The organism is Hymenobacter sp. DG25A (assembly GCF_001280305.1).
GTDB lineage: Bacteria > Bacteroidota > Bacteroidia > Cytophagales > Hymenobacteraceae > Hymenobacter.
The window spans coordinates 3414046-3434733 of record NZ_CP012623.1 but is presented as its reverse complement, the minus strand read 5'-3'; the positions used below and the strand labels follow the sequence as shown (position 1 = coordinate 3434733).

Genomic DNA, 20688 nt, shown 5'->3' with positions numbered 1-20688 from the left:
CGGCTTATATGCTTGTGCCTTATGCCCACCCCTATTCAAACTGGTCTGCTTGCTTACGGAATGTCGGGGCGGGTATTTCACGCGCCTTTTCTGGAGGCCCACCCCGGCTTTACGCTGGCGGCCATTACGGAGCGGCACCAGCGGCAGACCCACCTGCACTACCCGGCCGTGCGCAGCTACCCCAGCGTAGATGCCTTACTGGCCGATGAAGCCGTAGAGTTGGTGGTGGTAAATACTCCCAACAATACCCACGTGGAGTTTGCCCGGCAGGCGCTGCAGGCCGGTAAGCATGTGCTCCTGGAAAAGCCCGTGGCCACTACGGTGGCGGAAATACAGGAGCTGTACCACCTGAGCCGCCGCGTAAACCGCGACTTGCTCCCCTACCAGAACCGGCGCTGGGACAGTGACTTTCAATTGGTAAGGCAAGTGGTAGCCAGCGGGCAGCTGGGCCAGCTCATGGAAGCTCATTTCCGCTTCGACCGCTACAAGCTCGCGCTCAACAAAAAAACCTTCAAGGAAGAGCCTATTCCCGGCAGCGGCCTGCTCTACGACCTGGGCCCGCACCTGCTGGACCAGGTTATCAGCCTGTTTGGCCCACCTCAGCACAGCTACAAAGCCCTGGGAAGCTACCGCCCCGGCTCCCGGGTAGATGACTACTTCACCTTCCACCTCCGGTACGCCACCGGGCTGCACGTTACGGTCACCAGCAGCCTGCTGGTAGCCGACCCCGGCCCGGCCTTTGTGCTGCATGGCACGGCGGGCAGCTTCAGCAAGCCCCGCGCCGATGTGCAGGAAGCACAGCTGCTGCAGGGTCTGTCGCCGGGAGCGGATGAGTACGGCCTGGAGCCCGAAGAGGCAACCGGGCGGCTCACGCTGGTAGGGCCCGATGGCGCGCTTTCGCCCCGGGCTTTACCGGCGCCGCGCGGCCACTATATGGGTTTGTTTGAAGCCGTCCGGCAGACCATTCGGCACCAGCAGCCCTACCCCATTACGGAAGCCGATATGGTGGCCCAGCTGGCCCTGCTGGAGCAGCCGCCAACTGCCGTCGGCTAGCTGCGGATGCGGTTGCCGCGCAGCAGCTTATTGCCGCGCAGCATAATCCGGATACCATGGCGGCGCAGGGAAATATCCGTTTGTGAGCCTTCCTCTTCCTCCAGCCGGAACCGGTACGAGCGGATGATATCGTGGTACGACAGCACCCCCGTGACCAGGCGCGGATTGTCCGGTGATACCACCGGCAGCACATCTACCCCGGCCCGGGCCATAGTGCTTACCGCCGCGCGCAGGGTATCGGTGGCCTGCACCGAGGGCAGCTGGGCCGAAACGATGCTGCGGATGGGGGCCGCCAAATCAGGGTACGGGCCGTACAGCTCCGCCACGCTCACAATGCCCTCAAACACCCCCGTATTGTCCACGATAACAAAGTAGTTGGCGCGGTTATCGGGTTTGCGGCCCAGCCACTCGCGCACTTCCTGCAGGGAGTTTTCGGCGCTTACCGTGAGGCCGCCTTCGCGCAACACCTGCTCCACCCGGATTTTCTCCAGGGCATCGGGCTCGTAGGAATCGGGGGTTTTTACACCGCGGCGGGCAATTTTCTCCGTCATGATGGTATTGTCCATCAGCAGGGTAGAAACCAGGTACGACCCCACGCAGGCCCCCAATAGGGGCAGTAGCGGATTGGACTGTCCCGTGAATTCGACAGCAAAGATGATGGACGTCAGCAGGGCCCGGGAGGCGCCGGCAAACATAGCGGCCATGCCTACCAAAGCCGCCAGCGGCAGCACAACACCCGCCTCGGGGAACAGCTGCTGCGCGCCCAGCCCCAGCAGCGCGCCGGTAGCCCCGCCAATGGTGAGCAGCGGAGCCAGCGTGCCGCCGGAGGTGCCACTTCCCAGGGAAACAGCCCAAGATGTAAACTTCAGCAGGCACAAAGACAGGATAACCTGCAGGGGCAGCTTGCCCGACAGCAGGTCGGTGATATTCTCATAGCCCACGCCCAGCGTGCGCGGGGCAAAGTAGCCCACCAAGCCCACGGCCAGCCCGCCCAACGCCGGCCACCACATCCAGTGAATGGGCAGCTTCTCAAACATATCCTCAATCCAGTACACCAGCTTGGTTACCAGCACTGAAATGACGCCAATCAGCAGCCCCATCACGCTATAAACGGCCAGGGCCTCGTTGCCGGGGGCGGCTACCAGCGGCATGGGGAACGTAGGGCCTGATTCGAACAACAGGTGGTGACCCGCGGCCCCGGTAATGCAGGCCAGCGCCACAGGAATAATGGAGCGCGGCGAAAACTCGAACAACAGGAGCTCAATAGCCAGGAAAATGGCTGCTACCGGCGTGCCGAAGATGGCCGTCATGCCGGCCGTGGCGCCCGCCGCCAGCAGCACCTTGCGCTCAGCGTGGGTGATTTTCAGCAGCTGGCCCACCGTAGAGCCAAAGGCGCCGCCCGTAGCAATAATAGGCCCCTCGGCCCCGAACGGCCCGCCGGTGCCAATAGAAATGGCCGCCGAAAGGGGCTTCAGCAGCATGATGGAAGGCTTGATGCGGCTTTTATTGGTCAGAATCTGCTCCATGGCCTCTGGAATACCGTGGCCCCGAATGGCCTTGGAGCCATACAGCGCCATGAGGCCCACAATAAGGCCACCCAGGGCCGGCAGAATTATCACAAATAACCCCAGCTGGTTTTCAGCCGGGCTGTGGTACCGCACCGACAGCTCCCCGAAAAAAGACAGGTTCGTTACCAGGTTAATGAGGTACACAAGCAGGCGCGCTACCGCGCTGATGACCACAGCAATACCCACGGCCAGCACTGCAATCCAAATCGTTCGTCGGGTATTTTGCAGGCGCTGGGTCTGCATGTTTTCCGAGGCCAGGGCCAGGTCGAGCGAGGTAGAAACAGGGATGCCGGTGTGGGGAGCCGTATTCTTCATCAAGCAATGGGTTTGGTACTATTAATAGACACGTTGCACCCCTAATTGGTTTTTCTCCTGATCCGGAAGCCAAAGAAGCGCTTAGAGAGGGTACGAGCGCGACGCCACAAAAGTAAAGCCGCTTTCCGGGACAGGGGGTAAAAAGCGGCCTCGCCGCCGCCTTTACACGCCGGCATTGCCAGAGCTATAAATCTATAAATTCCTAAACCTTAGAATATTGACTTACTAAAAACCCAGCTGCTTTTCATAGCAAAAAAAACGCAGCCCCGGCCGGAAGGCCAGCGTGATTTCGCCCGCAAAGCGGTAACCCAGCTTAGGGAACAGGGCCTTCGTGGCGCGGTTTTCAGAGTTGGTATCAACGCGGGCTACGCGCAGGCCCCATTGCCGGCCCTGCTCCTCAGCCTGGGTTAGTAAGGCCGCCGCTATTCCTTTTCCCTGCGCGGCGGGGTCCACGGCCAGGCGGTGCGTAACCACGGCGGGCTCGGTGGCGTCCCAGTCGGCCTGGGCGTATTCCGGGTCCTGGGCCGTGGTGAGGGCCGCTACGCCGGCCACCTGCCCGTCCAGCTCAGCTACCCACAGCCAGGCTTTTGCTATATCCTCCTGAAACACCTGCTCATTGGGATACGTGGCTTCCCACTGAAAATTGCCGGCCGCGTGCATCAGCGGCACCACTGCCCGCACAATGCGCAGAATAGCCGGTAAATCGGCGGGGGTAGCCAGGCGGATATGGAGCATAGGAATAGGCTGCCGGTACTAGGCGGAGGTTTGCTGCGCTACGGGGGCCGGATGCCGGTAGTGCGCCAGGGAGCGGAGGGTGAACAGCAGACTGGCCAGCGCCAGCACAGAGCCCATCAGAAAGGGCGCACCCGCAAAGTGCACCGGCGCCCCGGGGCTGGTGAAATAGGCAAACAAGTTGGTCATGAGCGGCGGCCCCAGAATGGTGGTCAGGCTCACCAGGCTGGTGAGGGCGCCTTGCAGCTCGCCCTGCTCATTGGGCGGCACCTGCCCGGAAATAATGCCCTGCAGCGCCGGCCCCGTAATACCGCCCAGGCAGTAGGGCACCAGAAAGGCGAACATCTGCCAGCTCTGGCCGGCAAACGCAAACAGCAGCAGGCCAAAGCTATACAACAGCAGGCCGGCATATACGGTATTGCGCTGGCCCAGCCGGGCAATAATAAAGCGGATGAGCCCGCCCTGCACAATAGCTGTGAGCAACCCCACAAAGCCCAGGGAATACCCCACCCAGCGCTCCGTCCAGCTGAATTTCAGCATGGTATAATATGTCCAGGTAGACTGCACGGCGTGGGAGGCAATGTACACCAGCACCAGGGATACGATGAGGCCGGCCACCACCGGGTAGCGGCGCAGCTGCAGCAGGGAGCCTACGGGGTTGGCCCGGCGCCAGTTAAAGCGGCGGCGGTGCTTCAGATCCAGCGACTCCGGCAGCACCAGATAGCCATACAGAAAGTTAACCAGGCTCAGACCGGCCGCCACCATAAACGGCACCCGGGGGCCCCAATGGCTGAAAATACCGCCCAGTGTGGGCCCAATGATGAAACCCAGCCCAAAGGCCGCGCCCACCATTCCAAAATTCTGCGCCCGCTTTTCCGGGGTGCTGATATCGGCAATGTAAGCGGTGGCGGTAGTGAAGCTGGCCCCGGCTACGCCGGCAATCAGGCGCCCCACAAACAGCCACCCGATAGTAGGGGCCAGCGCCAGAAATATGTAGTCGATACCCAGGCCCAGGAGCGAGAACAGCAGGATGGGGCGCCGGCCAAACCGGTCACTAAGCCCGCCCAGCACGGGGGAGCACACAAACTGCATGATGGCGTAGGAAAACGTGAGCCAGCCGCCGTACTGCGAAGCCTCGCTCAACCCGCCGCCCGTGAGCTGCTCAATCAGCCGGGGCATGACGGGAATTATGATGCCCAGCCCGATGACATCTACCAGAATGGTGACGAAAATGAAGCCTAAGGCTGCGTTGCGTTTAGCAGACATGGGAGTAGAATAGATACTACGGATACTCAGACCATGGAAACACTCTGGCCTTGCAGCCAGGCAATGGCCTCACCTTCCTCAATAAAGCGTTCAGCACCAAAGGCTTTGCCCACAAAAAAGGAAGCCGGCGGAAAGGCGGCATCGGCCTCCTGATTGCGCAGCATCACCGGCCCCAGCAGATACGCCAGCTGCAGGCTACCACCCAGGCGCGCTACGGCGCCGGGCAGAAAGGTAGTTACCATCCATTGCGCGCCTTCTTTATCGGTATTGATGCGGCGCCGGGCATCCAGCAGCCAGTGCCGGCACTTATGCTCAGCGGCCTGGTCCAGCAGATAAGCATAGCCCGCATACATTTCCGCTCCGGAGACTAACCGCATCCATCGGCCAAAGAGAATATCCAGGTCGGCACGATAAACCACGTGGAGAAAGTCGGAAACGTGCATAGGATAGAGAATAGGATGCTAAAGGTAGGAAGGCGGAGCAGGGAATTCCTATTGCCTGAGCTATATGGCCCAGTCATTATGTAAAGTTGATGAGATGCGGAAAGCTTGCAAAGGACAAAGTTATATAGCCATTGTTGGAACAAAGGCATATAATTATAGCGTATATTTAATTAGTTATATATCTAATCATTTCACCCGTTTTAACCACTCTACGCCATGGCTATTCAAAAGTATCAGAGCTCCTTTCCCGGAGCGCCCTCCAGCTTCTCCTCCATGCTAGACCGCTTCTTCAATGACTCATTGGCCTCGCAGGGCAGAGTAGCCAGTTTTTCGCCTCAGGTTGATGCATTTGAAACCGAGCAGGGTTTCGAAATAGAAGCGTCCCTGCCCGGCCTGAAGCGCGACGAAATAAAGGTGGATTTTCAGCAGGGCCGCCTGGCTATTTCCGGCGAGCGGCAGTTCCACAACGAGCGGAATGAGCGGCAGTACCATCTGGTGGAAAACTCCTACGGCTCCTTCTACCGCGCCTTCGATATGCCCGACACGGTGGACGCCAATAAGATAGAGGCCACCTTTGAAGATGGGGTTTTGCACGTGCATGTTCCCAAAGACACCCAGAAAACCATGCGCCACCAGATTGAGGTGCGGGGTAAGCAGGGCGGCCAGGCAGGCGGAGGCGACGGCAATGTTGGCAAAGGCAGCACCAGCGGAAAAATGTCGGAGCGGGTGGGCCGCAATGCCACGGAAGTGCCCGTGCAGGAAGCTTCTACGGGCCAGCGCGGCGGCAGCCAGCAAAATGCGCCCGGCACCTCCAGACAAGGCTCCGGCGTTGGCTCTTAAGTAGAGTAGCCATACCATAAACCAACCAAAAAAGCAGGCATTCCGGGCGCGGAATGCCTGCTTTTTTGTGGCTCATTTGCAGACAATATGGCCGAATGCAGGCTCCTGGCGCTCTTTCACTGCGCCATTATGGCTTATTTATAGCGGGTTACAGATTGGTACGGGGTTTGAATAACCTGCAGTAACCTTACTAATTTCCTCATGAAGCTCATCAGCAAAGAATTTATTCACAACCTGGCCCCCCAGCTGGATTTGCTCAACACCTTGGGTGGTGGCACGGCACAGGGCACGTTGCGGGTAGATAAGCGCGAGAAGGGCGTCGTTATTCACGTTGCGGCGCCTTCCGTGCAGCCCGAAAACTTCCACGTGGTGCTGCACCACAACCGCCTCACGGTATTTTGCGACTTCCGGCATCAGCCGGAAGACAAGCTCAGCGCTCCGCTGTTTGCCCAGTCCCTGGAGCTGCCCGATACGCTGGACCTGACCCGCATTGATGCCGTGCACGAGAACAACGAGCTGCAGGTGCGCATTCCCTACAAGGATGTCACTGGCAAGCCCCGCGAAATCGACATTCGGCAGCGCTAATTTTCTTCTTCCCCTTTGGTTTTACGGAGCCACTGCCCCCGGCAGTGGCTCTTTTTTATGCGGAACAGTGGTTGCCGGCGCTAGCTGAACAGCGGCCACAGCAGCACAAAGCCCATCAGCAGGGAAAGGTAAAACCAGCCCATCAGCTGCCCGCGGTACCGGCGCGGCAGCCAGTTGCTGAGCACCAGCACCGCCACTACCACCAGCGTGAGGTGCAGCAGCAGAAACACCACCGTTTTCACCCAGTTGCTGACAATGGTATTCTCCGGCTGCAACTGGTTGCTCATGCCCAGCCCGGAGGTAAGCAGCTGGAGCAGGTAGAAAGCCACCAGCTCAAACACCACAAACAAGCCGGCCCCGAGGAGTAAGGCCTGCGGGCTGGATTTCTGGGAGGCATCGGCCATAGTTGTTCCGGGTTAGGGCTGAAATTTGGCTTAAGGCTTTGGTTTTCCCAGCACCTCGGCCGTACGGGCCTGAATGTAAAGCTCCTCTACCTTAGCGCGGGCCCAGGGGGTGCGCCGCAGAAAGGTAAGGCTGGATTTAATGCTGGGGTTCACGGCAAAGCAGTTTACCCGGATGCGGCTATCCAGCTCCGGCCAGCCATAGTGGGCCACCAGGTACTCCATTATCTGCGCCAGCTTTACGCCGTGCAGCTCGCGGATCAGGTGCCCGGACTCGTCCCGGGCGTCATCAGAAACAGACATACAAGCATACTTTGCGGCGAAGTTGCAAAAACTCTGGCGGCTTTCCGGCAGGCAGGGACCGGGCCGCAGGTACCAGAACCGGCCGGCGTGCGTTACTTTTGCCATGCCCCGCCTATGAGTCGTTCCCGCCGCCGTACTCCCGTTGCCCGCCACCGTGCCGGCCCTGCCCGCCGCTGGTGGTTGGTAGGGCTGCTCCTGCTGGTGCTGGCCGGCGGAATTTATAGCCAGTACCGCCGCCAGGTAAACCGCTATGCGCGCCGCCTTTATGCTACGCTGGTTCATCCGCACCTGACGGGCTCAGAGCGCACACCCCTGCTGGATGGCTACTCCGTGCACGGCATTGATGTATCGGCGTATCAGGGTCACATCGACTGGCCCCGCGTGGCCGCCAACAACGTCCGGTTTGCCTTTATTAAAGCAACGGAGGGCGTAACCCTGCGCGACCCGCGCTTCCCGCGCAACTGGCGCGAGGCCCGCAAGGCCGGGGTATTCCGCGGGGCCTACCACTACTTCCAGCCCAACTACGATGGCGCCCAGCAGGCCAACCTGTTTGTGCGCACGGTACCCCTGCAGCCCGGCGACCTGCCCCCGGTGCTGGACGTAGAAGCCCCTGATTTTCATGATGTAGCCGTAATGCGCCGCAACATTGCCACCTGGCTGCGGCTGGTAGAGCGCCACTACGGTGCCCGCCCCATCCTGTATTCCAACTACAGCTTCTACCGCCGCTATCTGGCCGGGCATTTTGACAAGTACCCGCTGTGGCTGGCGCACTATGAGGTGGCTCAGCCGGCCCTGGCCCGGGAGAAGTGGATTATCTGGCAGCACAGCGACGAATCCTACGTGCCCGGCATCCGGGGTACCGTGGACTTTAATGTGCTGCAGGGCAACTACAACAATCTGCTGGCCCTGCGTCTGGCGGGTTCACGCCCCGCAGCCGCACCCCTTCCCCGTTAGTTTTTGCTATTTTTCCGGAATGCGCTTCCTTTCTTTTCTTCTGCTGGCCGTGGCTTTCCTGACGGGCTGCGCCGGCGGCAAAGCCTTTACCCAAACCGGCCAGGCCTCTTACTACGCCGATAAATTCAACGGCCGCAAAACGGCCAGCGGCTCAATCTATCGGCCGGGGCAGCGCACGGCCGCGCACAATACCCTGCCCTTTGGCACGGTGGTGCGCGTAACCAACCCGCGGAATCACCGCTCCGTGAAAGTCACCATCACCGACCGGGGCCCGCATGTGAAAGGCCGCATCATTGATCTTTCCCGCAAGGCAGCCCACAAGATTGGGGTAGATAAAGCCGGGGTAGCGCCGGTACAGCTGAAAGTGGTGAAAAAAGCCCGGTAACAACTTCTATAGCAACTTCCTCTTATGCGCATTAAAAAGAAAGTGCAGTGGCCCATAGCCAACTATACCAGCCGCTATACCGCGCTGGGTGCCTTTGTAAAAGCGGCCGAGGCCCAGACCTGGACCGAAGCCGAAGTGCAGTTTGTGATAGATGAAGTAGTGGAAGCCCCGGATGATGCCGAGGCCCTGGCCATTCTGCAGGACTACACCCAAACCGGCCCCAACAGGTAAGGGGCAACCCCGCCAGCGCCGGATTGCCCCTTATAAAATCAGGTAAAGAAAGGAACTGCTGATTAGCTGCGACGCCCTTTTTTGGTCTTCAGCTTCATCTTGGATTTCTGCGTGTCCTGAAATGCGGCCTTGGAGAGGCTATCCTGCTCCATCCGCATTTCCTTGGTGGTTACACGGCCGGTGAGGGACATAAAGTCGCCTTCCTTCATTTGCACGGTGGTGCTGTCGCGCAGTACTACGGTGCCGTCGGCTTTCACCCGGGTGCCGTTCAGCAGGGTTTCGTCCTGCAGAACGGGGTCGGTGTGGCCGCTGCGGGTTACCAGAAACTTACCATCTTTTATCGTATAGCCCTCTTTCAGAGAAACAGAGGTGGGTGCCGTGCGGGACTTGGGCGCCACCGGGCGGCGCGGGGGTAGCTTTTTGCTTTGAGCCTGAGCCGTGAGGCCAAATAGAGCCAGAGCTAACGTGAGATAAGTAAAGCGCTTCATAGAAAAAAGAATAAACAAAGGGTGGGGAATGGGTCTACAAAGTACAAATTACAGGCCAGAAAGTACTGGCAGCCCCGCCTTCACAACTTCTCTTTTGGCAGATTCGTTTTTGACCCCGGCCACCCGCTATTGTTTTGCGTACCCTCAAGCAGGGTAGCGGCCCTAGTGCTACCTTTTGTCCGCTTTCTCACGCCCAGCGTTGCACCCCGTGGATTACAAAGACTACTACAAGATTCTCGAGCTCGATAAGTCGGCTACCAAAGACCAGATCCGGAAGCAATACCGCAAGCTGGCCCGCAAGTATCACCCCGATGTGAACCCGAACGACCCGGAGTCCGAGCGCAAGTTCAAGGAAGTGAATGAGGCCAATGAGGTGCTCAGCGACGAGGAGAAGCGCAAAAAATACGACCAGCTAGGGGCCGACTGGCAGCGCTATCAGCAGACCGGGGGCGCCGGCCGGGGCAGCGCCGGATTTGACTGGTCCCAGTATGGGGGGCAGCCCGGTGCGGGGGGCTACGGCGGCTTCAGCGGGGGCGAAAACCCCTTTGGCGACGCGGATTTCTCCGATTTCTTCAGCTCCATTTTTGGCGGCATGGGTGGCGGAGGCGGCCGCAGCGGAGGTGCCCGCGCCGGCGCCGGCCAGGATTACCAGGCCGAGCTGGAACTCACGCTGGAAGAAGCCTACCGGGGCGGGCCGCGTACGCTCACTGTCAACGGCAAAAACCTACGCATCACCATTCAACCCGGCGTGGAAGACGGCCAGACCATCCGGCTGCGCGACCAGGGCGGCCCCGGGCGCCACGGCGGCCCCAATGGCTCGCTCTACATTACCTTCCGCATCAAGCTCGACCCACGCTACACCCGCACCGGCCACGACCTGACCATGGAGGTTCCCGTCAGCATTTACAAAGCGCTGCTGGGTGGCGAGCAGGTGGTGGAAACCCTCTCCGGGCCAGTGAAAATCAACATCAAGCCCGAAACCCAGAACGGCACGCGGCTGCGGCTGCGCGGCAAGGGGTTCCCGGTTTACCGGCAAGCCGGTCAGTTCGGCGACTTGTACCTGCGCCTTACCTTAACGCTGCCCAAGCACCTGAGCGATAAGGAAAAGGAACTGTTTCAACAGCTGGCGGAGCTGCGCAAGGAATAGAGGTGGCCCGTTAACAGGGCGCTTTGCCAGGCAACTGGCTGCCATTCATCGGAAACTGACAATTGAAGAGTATGGAAACGCACATCATCACCATTACCTACCGGGAGTGCGCGGCCGTTTATGGGCTGAGCGAAACTGACCTGCGGGAGTTCACGGAGTTTGGCCTGGTGCAGCGCGCCGAAGCGCCCGATGCCATTCTGGCTGAGCCTGACCATCTGGCCCGCCTGGCCCGCCTGCAGCACGACCTGGGCCTGAGCCCCGAAGGCGTGGATATTGTACTGGCCATGCGTCAGCGGCTGCTCAGCCTGCAGGCCGAGCTACAGCGCCAGCAGGCCCGCGCCGCCCAGTTGGAGCGCCTATTGGGTGGCTCCGCCCCCACCTTCGATATAGAATAAAATAGACTAGCTGACCAGCAGCGCCAGCCCGGCGCCCAGCACGGTGGCCGTCAGCTTGGGCATATTCAGGCGATGCTCGGGGCTGGTTTCAAAGAGAATTGTGGTGGATACGTGCAGAAAATTGCCGGCCACCAGGCCCAGCAGCGCCGCGTACCAGCCGTTATGCAGCAGGGCATCCAGCGCTACGTAGTTGCTCACCAACACACCGGCCGGGGAGGCCAGCGCGAAGAGCAGCAGATAAGGCAGGGCCTTCGTAAAGCTTCCTAAGCGAAGCATGAGCGCCGCCATCAGGGCAATGGCCGCCGGAATATGGTGCAGCGCCACGCCCGCTACCACGGTATAAAAGTTCCGGGCAATGTCGCCGGCCTCCGGGGTGCGCACCAGAATACTGCCTTCCATAAAAGAGTGCAGCACCAGGGCAAACAGCAGGAGAAAGGGCACCCGCCCGCCATGGCCGGTATGATGGTGAATATGCCCGTGCTCCACGCCCTGCGAGAACACCTCCAGCAGCAACTGCCCAAAGAAACCGGCCAGCACAAAGTAGCCTACCCGGTGCGAATTGGGGGAAAGCTGCAGGGCCTCCGGCAGCAGGTGCGTAACGGTAAGCGTGAACAGATACGCCCCACTGAAAGCCAGCAGCGGCTTCAGCCAGGTGGTATGCGCCGTTGGAATCAGGCGGGTGAGCCAGCCAGCCCCGAGCACCGATCCGAATAACACGGCAATGGCTAACCACATAGGTAAAATGGTGAAGTAGTGGGTTGGTGAAATAGTGAAGTGGTGAGCTAGGGAAGTAGTGCGTTTTTTCGTTCTGTCATCCTGAGGCGGTAGCCGAAGGACCTTATCATGCTGGAACGGCCATCGTAACAATGACTCGTTCAACCGGCATAAGGTCCTTCGGCTACCGCCTCAGGATGACAGCTCTTTTTTTCATCATCTCACCACTTTACAATTTCCTCCTTATTTCTTGAGCACGAAGATCATTCGGGGGCTGGTCTGTTCGTTGTAGGGCGCCAGGTGATAGTCTCCCAGCACTTCGGCCAGACGTAGGTCCGTCATGGAGAAGTACTCCTCAAACTGCGCCCGCCGCAGGGCCCGCACCCGCTCCTGATGATGGTGAAGCCGCCCGTGCTCATCCGCAAAGCGAATATCCTTTACAATGAAGTCGGCATCGAGGTGGCGGGTGAGGTGGAAGGTGATGCCGTCTACCGTTTTTTCCTCGTGGCTGACCAGCTCGCGCACGGTGCGCTCGGTGTTCATGAAATCAATAACCAGCTTACCGCCCGGCTTCAGGGCCTGCACCGCCGAGCGCAGGGCCACCACATTCTCAGTTTCGTTCTGAAAGTAGCCGAAACTGGTAAAGAGGTTAAAAATGAAGTCGAACGGGCCGTAGGGCAGCGGGTCGCGCATGTCGTGCACGTAGAAGTGCAGGTGTTCGTGCGCAAACTGCCGGGCATAGGCAATGCTCTGGGGCGACAGGTCGACCCCGGTTACATCGTAGCCGTGCTGGCTGAGGTAAATAGCATGGCGCCCCTTGCCGCACCCCAGATCCAGCAGGTGGTGCGTGGGTTTGGGCTGCAGGTGGGCCAGCAGCCAGTCGATAAAATGCTCCGCTTCCTGCTGGTCCCGGTCGCGGTACAGCAGGTGATAGTAGGGAGAATCAAACCACGTGCTGAACCATTCCGGATCAAACGACTGCGCCATGCGGGAGAAAATAAACCAATAAAATAGGCGCGGCCGGCATAGCCGTTTTATTATTACAGCGAGTCGGGGCCGGCCGCAGCCGACTGAGCAGCAGCAGGGTTAGGCTCCAGGTCCATGCCGCACACGGGGCATTTGCCGGGCTTGTCGCTGGCGCTGCCTTCGCAGTTCATGGGGCACACGTAGGCCGCTACCCTGGCTACCGGAGCCGTGGCAGGCGCGGTAGAAGGCGCAGCAGCCGTGGCGGGCGTGGTGGTAGCCGGCTCGCTCTGGCAGGAGGCTAAAGCGCTAACCGCGACCAGCACGAGGCCAGCCGCGGTTGCTTTGATTGACTTCAACATGGATGGGACTTACTCTCCGATGGGCGAATCGCTGGCTTTTGCCGGCTTGGGCGCATCCTTTTCCCGCTTGGTCAGCTCTACCTTCTCAGCATCGGCTGAAATAGTATGCTCAGCGGGTTCTTTGCCGTGGCGCTCCAGATCTACGCCGGAGCTGATGGGCTCCTCAATAGCGGCGCCTTTGTGCTGGCTTGGCGCTTCGGCAGTGTGCTGATCAAAGTACTGCGACGAGCGGGTGCCGGGAGCCACCATGTCCAGGGATACTTTCTTTTCGGGGCGCCAGTCAGAAGGTTCGGCGCTGCAGGAGGCCAGCATCAGGCCAGCGGCCAGGCAGGAGAGCAGTTGTTTGGAGTTCATATAGATATTCAGCAAAAGACGTAAACAAAGGTACGAGGCAGCCGCCACTCCGGTTAAGCTGCTGGCTTCGCCTCGGCGGCCAGCAGGCTCTTGCGGCGCAGCAGCGATTCAAACAGCTTCAGGTCGTTGGGCGAGTTGAAGATACGCGTGGGCAGGTACAGGAACATGGGTACCGTGAACGTGCGGGCTACCCAGCCTTTCCACCCGGTAGGCATTTCAGCATTAGCGGGGGCTTTCAGGTAGAGCTGGTAGGCACCATCCTGCTGCCGTACTTTTTCTATCATTTCCCACGGAATGTTCATGCCCTGCTTGTCGTTCAGGCGCATCAGGATCTGGCGCTGGTCTATTTCGTAGTTCACCCGCTCAAACAGGGCTTTGGTTTGCTCCATTTGGGCCAGGGCCTGCACCTGTGCCGAACGCAGCACCACGAACAGCACCGTAACCAGCACAGCGGCCACTACCCACCACCACGAAAACACAAAAATGGCGGGCAGCAGCACGATAACCAGCGGAATGAGGGCGTACCACCACTCCTTTTTCCAGACTTCGGTGAGGGCCATGCGGACGTAGGTATTCGAGTCGAGCTGGCTTTTTTTGGTGCGGATAGCCAGCGGGGAAGCCCCCTGGGCCTGGCGGAATCCGCGTTGATTGGGTTGTTGCATGGTATTATTTGTTGGTGGCCAGTTGTTAGGGGCAGGTTATGTACCAGAAAAACCTGGCAACCGGCACCGTTCAGCTAGTCACGCATTAAAAAGCTTTCAAACTCATATCCAGGCTGCCGGCCGAGTGCGTGAGGGCGCCTACCGAGATAAAATCGACGCCGGTGCCGCCAACTTCTCCAATGGTTTCCTCGGTAATGCCCCCGGAGGCTTCCGTGGGGAAGCGCCCGGCAATCAGGGCCACGGCTTCCTGCAGCTGGGCGGGCGCCATATTATCCAGCATGATGCGGTCTACGCCGCCCGTGTCCAGCACCTGCTGCACCTCGGCCAGCGTGCGGGTTTCAATTTCAATGGGCAAGGTGCGGCCCAGCTGGCGCAGGTAAGCGTGGGTGGCCTCAATAGCCTGCCGGATGCCGCCCGCGTAATCCACATGATTATCCTTCAGCATAATCATATCAAACAGCCCGTAGCGGTGGTTGGTGCCGCCGCCAATGAGCACGGCCCATTTCTCGCAGAGGCGGAAGTTGGGCGTGGTTTTGCGCGTATCGAGCAGGCGGGCCTGGGTGCCGGCCAGCAGCTCCATCAGATGGGCCGTGTAGGTGGCAATGCCACTCATGCGCTGCATGCAGTTGAGTACCAGCCGCTCGGCAGTCAGAATACTGCGGGCGGGCCCTTCTACCGTGAAAGCCACGTCGCCGTGCCGCACGCGGGTGCCATCGGCCAGCAGCACTTCCACCGTCAGAGCCGGATCTACCTGCTTAAAGATGAGCTCGGCCAGCTCCACGCCTGCCAAAACCCCCTCACCTTTTACCAGCAGCCGCGCCCGGTTGTGGGCTGAGGCCGGAATAGAAGCCAGAGAGGAATGGTCGCCGTCGCCGACGTCTTCGGCCAGGGCAGTTCGGATGAATTCAGAAAGAGCGTTCGGGGTGAGGTACGGGGCGTTTTGCACGGTGCAAAAATAGAAAAAGGCCCCGACATACGCCGGGGCCTTTTTTCAGGAGGACAATATAGGTAAGAAGTTAAAGCAGTGGCTGATCCGGAATAGGGGCCGCTTCTTGGCAGCTGGCTGCCGGCCCGGTTCGCCTGCTTTTTACTTCCTGTACCCTAAACAGGTCTTTATTCTTTGGTGAAGTCAATGGTATCGATGAGCAGCTTACCCTGGGCGGGCTTCATTTTAATGAACACCCGATAGGAGCCGCTTTTGCCCACGTACTTGCCGATGGCATACTGAATGCCTTCGTTTGAAGAACCCTGGTGAATAAACTCGAAGCTGGTGGGTGCGTTCTTGGCAAAGAAGTCCTTCAGGACAAACTCGGCCTGGGTAGCACTATAGCTCTGCTTGTCGCCATCAAAGCCCAGCTCCACGGCCGAGCCGAAGTACTGCGCCACGCCGTGGGAAGAGCCACCGCGGACGGCACCCTTCACAGCCCCGAAAGCTTCGCCCTGAGCGTAGGCACCTACTGTCGTCAGCAGCCACAACCCAACCAGAACTACAACACGGAAAAAGGAAGTTTTCATAAGTAATATTAGAATACCCGGCCATTCACCAAAACTATGCCAACCGCGTAAGCCTGTGATAATAATCTCCGTTGCTTTGCAAAGGACAATAGTAAGAAAAACCCGGCGGTTCGGCGAAGGGCCGTTATCTTTGCATCATGAATAAACAGGTATTGTTGGTCATTCTGGATGGATGGGGGTTGGCCACGAACCCCGAGGTGTCGGCTATTGATAAAGCGAATACGCCCTACGTGGATTCTCTCTTTCAGCGCTTCCCCCACAGCAAGCTGCAGGCTTCCGGGGAGGCCGTTGGGCTGCCCGAGGGGCAGATGGGCAACTCCGAGGTAGGCCACATGAATATAGGGGCCGGCCGCGTAGTATACCAGGATCTGGTGCGCATCAACAAAGCTATTCGGGAGCGGAAGCTGGGCCAGATTCCGGCCCTGGTGAAGGCCTTTGAGTACGCCCGCGAAACCGGCAAGAATGTTCATTTCATGGGTTTGCTCTCCGATGGCGGCGTGCACTCGCACATTGAGCACCTGAAGGCCCTGTGCACCCTGGCGCACGATGAAAGCGTGCACAACGTATTTATTCATGCCTTCACCGATGGCCGCGACACCGACCCCAAAGGCGGCGTGACCTATGTAAACGACCTGGAGCAGCACCTGCAGCGCGGAGCCAGCGGCAAAATAGCCTCCATTGTGGGCCGCTACTACGCCATGGACCGCGACAACCGCTGGGAGCGGGTGAAGGAAGCCTACGATTTGCTGGTGAACGGCAAGGGCACACCTTCGCAAAACCTCATCCAGAGCATGCTCGACTCTTACAAGGCAGGCGTGACCGACGAGTTCCTAAAGCCCATTGTGAAAGTAGGCGCCGACGGTCTGCCCCTGGCTACTATTCAGGAAGGCGACGTGGTTATCTGCTTTAACTTCCGCACCGACCGGGCCCGCGAAATCACGGAGGCCCTTACGCAGCAGGACTTCCACGCCTACAACATGCATCGGCTGAACCTGCACTACCTCACCATGACCAACTACGACAGTACGTTCGTGGGCGTCACCCCAATTTTTGAGAAGGACAACCTCGAAAATACTTTGGGCGAGGTACTGGCCGCGCACGGCAAGCGCCAGATTCGCATGGCCGAAACCGAGAAGTATCCGCACGTAACGTTCTTCTTCTCCGGTGGCCGCGAGGTGGAGTTTCCCGGCGAAACCCGCATCATGCGCCCTTCGCCTAAAGTAGCCACCTATGATCTGCAGCCCGAGATGAGCGCCTACGACCTGCGCGATGCGCTGGTGCCGGAGCTGCAGGCCCGCTCGGCCGATTTTGTGGTGCTGAACTTTGCCAACGCCGACATGGTAGGCCACACCGGCGTGTTTGAAGCCGCCGTGAAGGCAGTGGAAACCGTGGACCAGTGCACGCATGACGTGGTAGAAACCGCTCTGGCGGCCGGCTATGCCTGCATCATTATTGCCGACCACGGCAACGCCGACATGATGATAAACCCCGATGGCACGCCCAATACGGCCCACACTACCAACTTGGTGCCCTGCATCCTGGCCGACAACAGCTACACCGGCACCCTCAACAACGGCAAGCTGGGTGATATTGCCCCCACCGTGCTGGAGCTGATGGGCCTGCCCCAGCCCGCCGAAATGACCGGGCACTCCTTGTTGGCAGCGGCGCCTGAGGTAACTCATGCATAAGGTATGGCTGGCTGGTGCGGTTAGCCTGCTGCTGGCAGCCTGCAGCCCCGATGCCGGGGCGCCCAGGCCCGTCGTCCGGTCCCGCTATTTCAACCTGAAAGGGTTTCTCGATGCGCAGGCGGCTTTACTGAATCAGCAGCGGCCGACGGTGGAGAAGCGGGTGCAGCTGCGCAACGGCCAGCTGGAAACCACCCGCGTACCGCAGGTAGACTGGGCCAAGGAGCTGCAGATCTTCTACCAGGCCGATATCACCAAGCCCGCCCTGCGCGGCGCCTATACCATTGACTCCGTTGTAACCGATGGCCTGCTGCGGCGCACCTACTCGCGGCGGCAGGGCATTGAAAACCCGGTCCGCACGCTTACCGTGGTAACGGAAGGCCCCCAGGTGCGCGAAGTGCAGGCCGTTATAACCCAAGACAACCCGCTGTTCTTCTCCGAGAAGCAGTTTGAAATGCACATCCGGCAGAATAAGCTGGCCGACTACCAGGTGCGCGGCGTACAGAAGCTGGTACTGTTTGATACGCTGCGCTATAGTGCCTCGTCACGGCTGGTACAGTAGCCCGGCAATTCATCTTTATACAAAAAGCCCTTGCCTGTTATAGGCAAGGGCTTTTTGTAAGGTGTAAAGCGGAGGATTAGTCTACGTAATACTCAATCTGAACGGCGTTTACCTGGCCGTTGCGCATGGTCAGGGCCACGGTGTTCAGGCGGTTAGTATCGCCGATGCGCAGACTGTCGCAGCGGCCGGTTTTTTTGGCGTAGCGGGCTTTGTAGGCCGCGCCCAGCTTGGTGCGCAGCTGCTTGCCATATATTGGAGAGAAATCGGTGATGGTGACTTGCTGAAGCAGGTCTTTTTCGGGGGTCTGGTAGTACTCGAAGCGGTTGTGATGGTGCCGTATGGTAATCAGGGTATCTACCTGCCCTTCCACATGCCGGTTTTTGACGGGCGTCCGTTTTTCTACGGTGCCGCCATCGGCCAGCAGTTCCTCCGTGGTTATTTCCTGCTCAAAAGGCTCTTCGGCCACGGCATCGTCTACCAGAGTGCAGGCCACGCGGGGCGCGGCCGGAGCGGGTGTGGCAGGAGGAATGGGCTTCTCCACAGCAGGCTTCGGCTGTTCTACCACGGCGGGTGCTTTTTCCTGGCAGCTCGAAAGCAGCAGGCTCAGGCCCAGGGTCAGGGTCTGGCCACCGTGTTTTGCGGCTGAAGTCAGAAGGAAAAGCATAGCGGGCAAAGGGAGGATATGCCGCTATACGGGGAAATGGCTGGCAGGTAGGCGCTTATTTTTCCTCGCCCATCACGGTAGCCACCACCCAGCGGCGGCCGCCGTGGTTGCGGTGCTCGCCTAAGTAAATTCCCTGCCAGGTACCCAAGGCCAGCTCGCCGTTTGTGATGGGCACGCTTACGGCATGGCCCAGGAGGCTGGCTTTGATATGGGCGGGCATGTCGTCGGGGCCTTCCTGGGTGTGGCGGAAGTAGGGGGCATTTTCCGGTACCGCGCGGTTGAAAAACTGCTCGAAGTCGTGGCGCACGGTGGGGTCAGCATTTTCGTTGATGCTCAGGCTGGCGGAGGTGTGCTGGATAAAGAAGTGCGCCGTACCCACGCGGATTTTTTCCAGCTCCGGCAGCTCCGCTACCAGCAGATCAGTAATCAGATGAAAGCCCCGCTGCACGGCCGGCAGGCGCAGGCGCTTTTGTGTCCAGAGCATCGGTTACGGGTTTTTCCGCTCGTAGGCGCCCATGTCGGGCGTGGCGGGGTCGCGGGGTACGCGCAGCAGGTCATGGGGGAAGGCGGGTAGTGGCAGGGCCTGGTTGCTGGCAGGCGAGAGAGTATCCAGGCTGAAATCGAACTTCTCGGGAATGCTGCTATTGTAAGGTGTCTTCCGGAATTTGGGGTCCTGGTTCAGGATGTTGCCATTGTTGGCCAGGCCGGGGTTGGTGGCGCTGCTCGCGGCGCCTTTGTAGGCCTGGGTAAGCAGCAGGCTGTGGTCTACCTGAATGTTGGCGAGGTATCGCTCAGCATGGTGGAAGAACAGTTCCTCCTTATCCTTATTATCACCCCACACAATGCTGTTTTTCAGGCTGATGGTGGGACTAATGCGGCGCTTAGGGTCCTGAATGGGAAGCTCATCGGAAAACGTGAGCGAGGACGTCTCGCGGCGCGGGAACTCGGGGGTGAAGTTGGCAATGGTGCAGTAGCGCAACGTGTAGGTACCGCCCTGGAAACCCGCCAGGGCATACTCGCCGCAGTTGGAGAACAGGCAGTTGTTCACCTCAAAATTACCCGAGAAGCCCAGAATACCGCCGCCGAAGGGCAGTGAGGTACTCCCAAAGTTGAGCGCCCCGCCGGAGACATTCCGGAACACGGTGTTTTCCACCTTCACACCCGGGAAAGGCTCCTTCGCCTCAAAGTTGTTGACCAACAGGCCAAAGGCAGCGTTCCGGATTTCGGCGTAGCGCACCACGTTGTTGCGGCTGCTGGCATCAAACTGGATACCAGCCCACTGCCCGGGGATATTGTCATAGGCAGGCTCCAGCCGGTCACCATCAAACCGCACGATGCGCGGGTCGGTGGGTTTCAGGGGGGCGTCGGGCTGCAGATCAGGGTTTACCAGCAACTGGCCGCGCACCACCATGGCGGCCCCGGCGTGGAAGTACACCCGGGCGCCGGCTTCTATGGTGAGGCGGCAGTCTGCATCGACCAGCGTATAGCCAAAGATTACGTGGGGCTTGTCGTTGCGCCAGACTTCGTTGCAGGGCAGGGTTTCCTCGGAGTGGTAGTAGGCGTTTTGCCCGTAGGACACCAGCTTCACGTCCTGCTCGTTGCCGTTGGTGCGGAACTGCAGTAGGTCTTCTACCAGAAAAGGCTTGTTCTCGGTGCCGGGGCCCAGCACGGCGCGCACCAGAATCTGCAGGCTGTCTTTGCCCTTAATTTCCAGGTTTTCGGCAGACTGCCGGGCATCTCCATCCACAATCAGCGAATAGGTAGCGCCGGCCTTACCGGCCAGCTTTACCTGCTCTACCCGCACGGCGCGGGCGTTGCGGTTGTACACCCACAGGCGCTTGGTGACGGTGCCAATCTGGGTGAAAACGGTGTCGAACAGCACCGTATCAGCGGAAAACTCCAGGCGGGCGCTTGCGTCCCGGGTTACTATATCTTCCTTGGGCTCGCAGCCCGGCAGCAGCGAGAGGGCCGCGGAGAAAATCAATAGCAACGGGAGCAGAAAGCGCATACAATTGATAAAAAGACGTCATGCAGAGGCGGAGCCGGAGCATCTCGCGTGCTGAGGTTGCAATCTATTGATTACTACACTAGCGAGATGCTT

Annotated in this window: 27 protein-coding genes; 10 read left to right on the top strand and 17 right to left on the bottom strand. The window is 59.5% G+C overall.

The annotated features are described in order from the left end of the window. Positions 1-21: 21 nt before the first annotated feature. Complete coding sequence (locus AM218_RS14760; RefSeq protein ID WP_054414651.1) at positions 22-1053, top strand: Gfo/Idh/MocA family protein; 1032 nt, start codon at positions 22-24, stop codon at positions 1051-1053. On the opposite strand, the gene AM218_RS14755 is transcribed toward AM218_RS14760, so the two are convergent. From AM218_RS14755 to AM218_RS14740, 4 genes are all read right to left on the bottom strand, one after another. After that, complete coding sequence (locus tag AM218_RS14755) at positions 1050-2936, bottom strand: chloride channel protein (RefSeq protein WP_054414650.1); 1887 nt, start codon at positions 2934-2936, stop codon at positions 1050-1052. The two genes, AM218_RS14760 and AM218_RS14755, sit on opposite strands and share 4 nt — an antisense overlap. A 225-nt stretch (positions 2937-3161) precedes the next feature. Continuing rightward, positions 3162-3671: a GNAT family N-acetyltransferase gene (locus tag AM218_RS14750; RefSeq protein WP_054414649.1), complete on the bottom strand. Its 510-nt coding sequence runs from the start codon at positions 3669-3671 to the stop codon at positions 3162-3164. Between the two features lie 18 nt (positions 3672-3689). Beyond that, complete coding sequence (locus AM218_RS14745; protein ID WP_054414648.1) at positions 3690-4934, bottom strand: TCR/Tet family MFS transporter; 1245 nt, start codon at positions 4932-4934, stop codon at positions 3690-3692. A gap of 26 nt (positions 4935-4960) precedes the next feature. Next, a complete protein-coding gene (locus AM218_RS14740) occupies positions 4961-5377 on the bottom strand; it encodes a hypothetical protein (RefSeq protein ID WP_157547679.1) in 417 nt (138 codons plus the stop codon). A gap of 273 nt (positions 5378-5650) precedes the next feature. On the opposite strand from AM218_RS14740, the gene AM218_RS14735 reads away from it, so the two are divergent. Next, entirely contained in the window at positions 5651-6217 is a 567-nt protein-coding gene (locus tag AM218_RS14735; RefSeq protein ID WP_197273980.1) for an Hsp20/alpha crystallin family protein, read from the top strand. A gap of 201 nt (positions 6218-6418) precedes the next feature. Then, positions 6419-6802, top strand: a complete 384-nt coding sequence (locus AM218_RS14730) for an Hsp20/alpha crystallin family protein (protein ID WP_054414636.1) — start codon at positions 6419-6421, stop codon at positions 6800-6802. Between the two features lie 80 nt (positions 6803-6882). Here the strand turns inward: AM218_RS14730 and AM218_RS14725 are convergent, their stop codons facing one another. Next, positions 6883-7206, bottom strand: coding sequence for a hypothetical protein (locus tag AM218_RS14725; RefSeq protein WP_054414634.1), 324 nt, complete (start codon positions 7204-7206; stop codon positions 6883-6885). A 30-nt stretch (positions 7207-7236) separates the two neighbouring features. Next, positions 7237-7506: a VF530 family protein gene (locus AM218_RS14720; RefSeq protein WP_054415659.1), complete on the bottom strand. Its 270-nt coding sequence runs from the start codon at positions 7504-7506 to the stop codon at positions 7237-7239. A gap of 114 nt (positions 7507-7620) precedes the next feature. Here AM218_RS14720 and AM218_RS14715 point away from each other — a divergent pair, with 114 nt between their 5' ends. From AM218_RS14715 to AM218_RS14705, 3 genes are read left to right on the top strand one after another with little or no spacing between them, the layout of a single operon-like run. Beyond that, positions 7621-8460, top strand: coding sequence for a glycoside hydrolase family 25 protein (locus AM218_RS14715; RefSeq protein WP_054414632.1), 840 nt, complete (start codon positions 7621-7623; stop codon positions 8458-8460). Positions 8461-8479: 19 nt separating this feature from the next. Then, positions 8480-8845 (top strand): septal ring lytic transglycosylase RlpA family protein, encoded by a 366-nt coding sequence (locus AM218_RS14710; RefSeq protein ID WP_054414630.1) that lies wholly within the window; start codon positions 8480-8482, stop codon positions 8843-8845. A 24-nt stretch (positions 8846-8869) separates the two neighbouring features. Then, the gene (locus AM218_RS14705) at positions 8870-9076 is read left to right on the top strand and encodes a hypothetical protein (RefSeq protein ID WP_054414629.1); all 207 of its coding nucleotides are present in this window, start codon (positions 8870-8872) and stop codon (positions 9074-9076) included. 62 nt (positions 9077-9138) lie between these two features. On the opposite strand, the gene AM218_RS14700 is transcribed toward AM218_RS14705, so the two are convergent. Beyond that, the gene (locus AM218_RS14700) at positions 9139-9564 is read right to left on the bottom strand and encodes a DUF6799 domain-containing protein (protein WP_157547678.1); all 426 of its coding nucleotides are present in this window, start codon (positions 9562-9564) and stop codon (positions 9139-9141) included. Between the two features lie 175 nt (positions 9565-9739). On the opposite strand from AM218_RS14700, the gene AM218_RS14695 reads away from it, so the two are divergent. Then, the gene (locus AM218_RS14695) at positions 9740-10711 is read left to right on the top strand and encodes a DnaJ C-terminal domain-containing protein (RefSeq protein WP_410471217.1); all 972 of its coding nucleotides are present in this window, start codon (positions 9740-9742) and stop codon (positions 10709-10711) included. Between the two features lie 71 nt (positions 10712-10782). Then, on the top strand, positions 10783-11106 hold the full coding sequence (locus tag AM218_RS14690) for a chaperone modulator CbpM (protein ID WP_054414626.1): 324 nt from the start codon (positions 10783-10785) through the stop codon (positions 11104-11106). 6 nt (positions 11107-11112) lie between these two features. On the opposite strand, the gene AM218_RS14685 is transcribed toward AM218_RS14690, so the two are convergent. From AM218_RS14685 to AM218_RS14655, 7 genes are all read right to left on the bottom strand, one after another. Next, positions 11113-11841, bottom strand: coding sequence for a ZIP family metal transporter (locus tag AM218_RS14685; protein WP_054414624.1), 729 nt, complete (start codon positions 11839-11841; stop codon positions 11113-11115). A gap of 222 nt (positions 11842-12063) precedes the next feature. Next, positions 12064-12807: an SAM-dependent methyltransferase gene (locus AM218_RS14680; RefSeq protein WP_054414622.1), complete on the bottom strand. Its 744-nt coding sequence runs from the start codon at positions 12805-12807 to the stop codon at positions 12064-12066. Positions 12808-12860: 53 nt separating this feature from the next. Next, positions 12861-13145, bottom strand: a complete 285-nt coding sequence (locus tag AM218_RS14675; RefSeq protein ID WP_054414620.1) for a heavy metal-binding domain-containing protein — start codon at positions 13143-13145, stop codon at positions 12861-12863. 9 nt (positions 13146-13154) lie between these two features. Then, the gene (locus AM218_RS14670) at positions 13155-13499 is read right to left on the bottom strand and encodes a hypothetical protein (protein ID WP_156126190.1); all 345 of its coding nucleotides are present in this window, start codon (positions 13497-13499) and stop codon (positions 13155-13157) included. Positions 13500-13552: 53 nt separating this feature from the next. Next, the gene (locus AM218_RS14665; protein ID WP_054414617.1) at positions 13553-14161 is read right to left on the bottom strand and encodes a YcxB family protein; all 609 of its coding nucleotides are present in this window, start codon (positions 14159-14161) and stop codon (positions 13553-13555) included. Between the two features lie 85 nt (positions 14162-14246). Next, positions 14247-15107: a carboxylating nicotinate-nucleotide diphosphorylase gene (gene nadC, locus AM218_RS14660; RefSeq protein ID WP_054414615.1), complete on the bottom strand. Its 861-nt coding sequence runs from the start codon at positions 15105-15107 to the stop codon at positions 14247-14249. Between the two features lie 167 nt (positions 15108-15274). Continuing rightward, a complete protein-coding gene (locus tag AM218_RS14655) occupies positions 15275-15676 on the bottom strand; it encodes a DUF4783 domain-containing protein (RefSeq protein ID WP_054414613.1) in 402 nt (133 codons plus the stop codon). A 137-nt stretch (positions 15677-15813) separates the two neighbouring features. On the opposite strand from AM218_RS14655, the gene gpmI reads away from it, so the two are divergent. Both gpmI and AM218_RS14645 read left to right on the top strand, forming a co-directional pair. After that, a complete protein-coding gene (gene gpmI, locus AM218_RS14650; protein WP_054414611.1) occupies positions 15814-17364 on the top strand; it encodes a 2,3-bisphosphoglycerate-independent phosphoglycerate mutase in 1551 nt (516 codons plus the stop codon). Beyond that, positions 17357-17923 carry a hypothetical protein gene (locus AM218_RS14645; protein ID WP_054414609.1) on the top strand — a complete coding sequence of 189 codons (567 nt, stop codon included), beginning with the start codon at positions 17357-17359 and terminating at the stop codon, positions 17921-17923. Before gpmI ends, AM218_RS14645 begins: the two co-directional genes overlap by 8 nt. 76 nt (positions 17924-17999) lie before the next feature. On the opposite strand, the gene AM218_RS14640 is transcribed toward AM218_RS14645, so the two are convergent. From AM218_RS14640 to AM218_RS14630, 3 genes are read right to left on the bottom strand one after another with little or no spacing between them, the layout of a single operon-like run. Then, on the bottom strand, positions 18000-18587 hold the full coding sequence (locus AM218_RS14640) for a hypothetical protein (protein WP_054414607.1): 588 nt from the start codon (positions 18585-18587) through the stop codon (positions 18000-18002). 55 nt (positions 18588-18642) lie between these two features. Further along, positions 18643-19071, bottom strand: coding sequence for a secondary thiamine-phosphate synthase enzyme YjbQ (locus AM218_RS14635; protein ID WP_054414605.1), 429 nt, complete (start codon positions 19069-19071; stop codon positions 18643-18645). 3 nt (positions 19072-19074) lie between these two features. After that, positions 19075-20595 (bottom strand): right-handed parallel beta-helix repeat-containing protein, encoded by a 1521-nt coding sequence (locus AM218_RS14630; RefSeq protein ID WP_054414603.1) that lies wholly within the window; start codon positions 20593-20595, stop codon positions 19075-19077. Positions 20596-20688 lie beyond the last annotated feature (93 nt).

Excerpts from the sequence above, each read along its gene's own strand:
- AM218_RS14760 (WP_054414651.1), top strand. The coding sequence starts at position 22 with ATGCCCACCCCTATTCAAACTGGTCTGCTTGCTTACGGAATGTCGGGG.
- AM218_RS14640 (WP_054414607.1), bottom strand. The coding sequence starts at position 18,587 with ATGCTTTTCCTTCTGACTTCAGCCGCAAAACACGGTGGCCAGACCCTG.
- AM218_RS14740 (WP_157547679.1), bottom strand. The coding sequence starts at position 5,377 with ATGCACGTTTCCGACTTTCTCCACGTGGTTTATCGTGCCGACCTGGAT.
- AM218_RS14670 (WP_156126190.1), bottom strand. The coding sequence starts at position 13,499 with ATGAACTCCAAACAACTGCTCTCCTGCCTGGCCGCTGGCCTGATGCTG.
- AM218_RS14685 (WP_054414624.1), bottom strand. The coding sequence starts at position 11,841 with ATGTGGTTAGCCATTGCCGTGTTATTCGGATCGGTGCTCGGGGCTGGC.
- AM218_RS14735 (WP_197273980.1), top strand. The coding sequence starts at position 5,651 with ATGCTAGACCGCTTCTTCAATGACTCATTGGCCTCGCAGGGCAGAGTA.
- AM218_RS14755 (WP_054414650.1), bottom strand. The coding sequence starts at position 2,936 with ATGAAGAATACGGCTCCCCACACCGGCATCCCTGTTTCTACCTCGCTC.
- AM218_RS14630 (WP_054414603.1), bottom strand. The coding sequence starts at position 20,595 with ATGCGCTTTCTGCTCCCGTTGCTATTGATTTTCTCCGCGGCCCTCTCG.
- AM218_RS14635 (WP_054414605.1), bottom strand. The coding sequence starts at position 19,071 with ATGCTCTGGACACAAAAGCGCCTGCGCCTGCCGGCCGTGCAGCGGGGC.
- AM218_RS14655 (WP_054414613.1), bottom strand. The coding sequence starts at position 15,676 with ATGAAAACTTCCTTTTTCCGTGTTGTAGTTCTGGTTGGGTTGTGGCTG.
- AM218_RS14710 (WP_054414630.1), top strand. The coding sequence starts at position 8,480 with ATGCGCTTCCTTTCTTTTCTTCTGCTGGCCGTGGCTTTCCTGACGGGC.
- AM218_RS14725 (WP_054414634.1), bottom strand. The coding sequence starts at position 7,206 with ATGGCCGATGCCTCCCAGAAATCCAGCCCGCAGGCCTTACTCCTCGGG.
- AM218_RS14705 (WP_054414629.1), top strand. The coding sequence starts at position 8,870 with ATGCGCATTAAAAAGAAAGTGCAGTGGCCCATAGCCAACTATACCAGC.
- AM218_RS14645 (WP_054414609.1), top strand. The coding sequence starts at position 17,357 with ATGCATAAGGTATGGCTGGCTGGTGCGGTTAGCCTGCTGCTGGCAGCC.
- gpmI (WP_054414611.1), top strand. The coding sequence starts at position 15,814 with ATGAATAAACAGGTATTGTTGGTCATTCTGGATGGATGGGGGTTGGCC.
- AM218_RS14750 (WP_054414649.1), bottom strand. The coding sequence starts at position 3,671 with ATGCTCCATATCCGCCTGGCTACCCCCGCCGATTTACCGGCTATTCTG.
- AM218_RS14680 (WP_054414622.1), bottom strand. The coding sequence starts at position 12,807 with ATGGCGCAGTCGTTTGATCCGGAATGGTTCAGCACGTGGTTTGATTCT.
- AM218_RS14675 (WP_054414620.1), bottom strand. The coding sequence starts at position 13,145 with ATGTTGAAGTCAATCAAAGCAACCGCGGCTGGCCTCGTGCTGGTCGCG.
- AM218_RS14720 (WP_054415659.1), bottom strand. The coding sequence starts at position 7,506 with ATGTCTGTTTCTGATGACGCCCGGGACGAGTCCGGGCACCTGATCCGC.
- AM218_RS14730 (WP_054414636.1), top strand. The coding sequence starts at position 6,419 with ATGAAGCTCATCAGCAAAGAATTTATTCACAACCTGGCCCCCCAGCTG.
- AM218_RS14715 (WP_054414632.1), top strand. The coding sequence starts at position 7,621 with ATGAGTCGTTCCCGCCGCCGTACTCCCGTTGCCCGCCACCGTGCCGGC.
- AM218_RS14690 (WP_054414626.1), top strand. The coding sequence starts at position 10,783 with ATGGAAACGCACATCATCACCATTACCTACCGGGAGTGCGCGGCCGTT.
- AM218_RS14745 (WP_054414648.1), bottom strand. The coding sequence starts at position 4,934 with ATGTCTGCTAAACGCAACGCAGCCTTAGGCTTCATTTTCGTCACCATT.
- AM218_RS14700 (WP_157547678.1), bottom strand. The coding sequence starts at position 9,564 with ATGAAGCGCTTTACTTATCTCACGTTAGCTCTGGCTCTATTTGGCCTC.
- AM218_RS14665 (WP_054414617.1), bottom strand. The coding sequence starts at position 14,161 with ATGCAACAACCCAATCAACGCGGATTCCGCCAGGCCCAGGGGGCTTCC.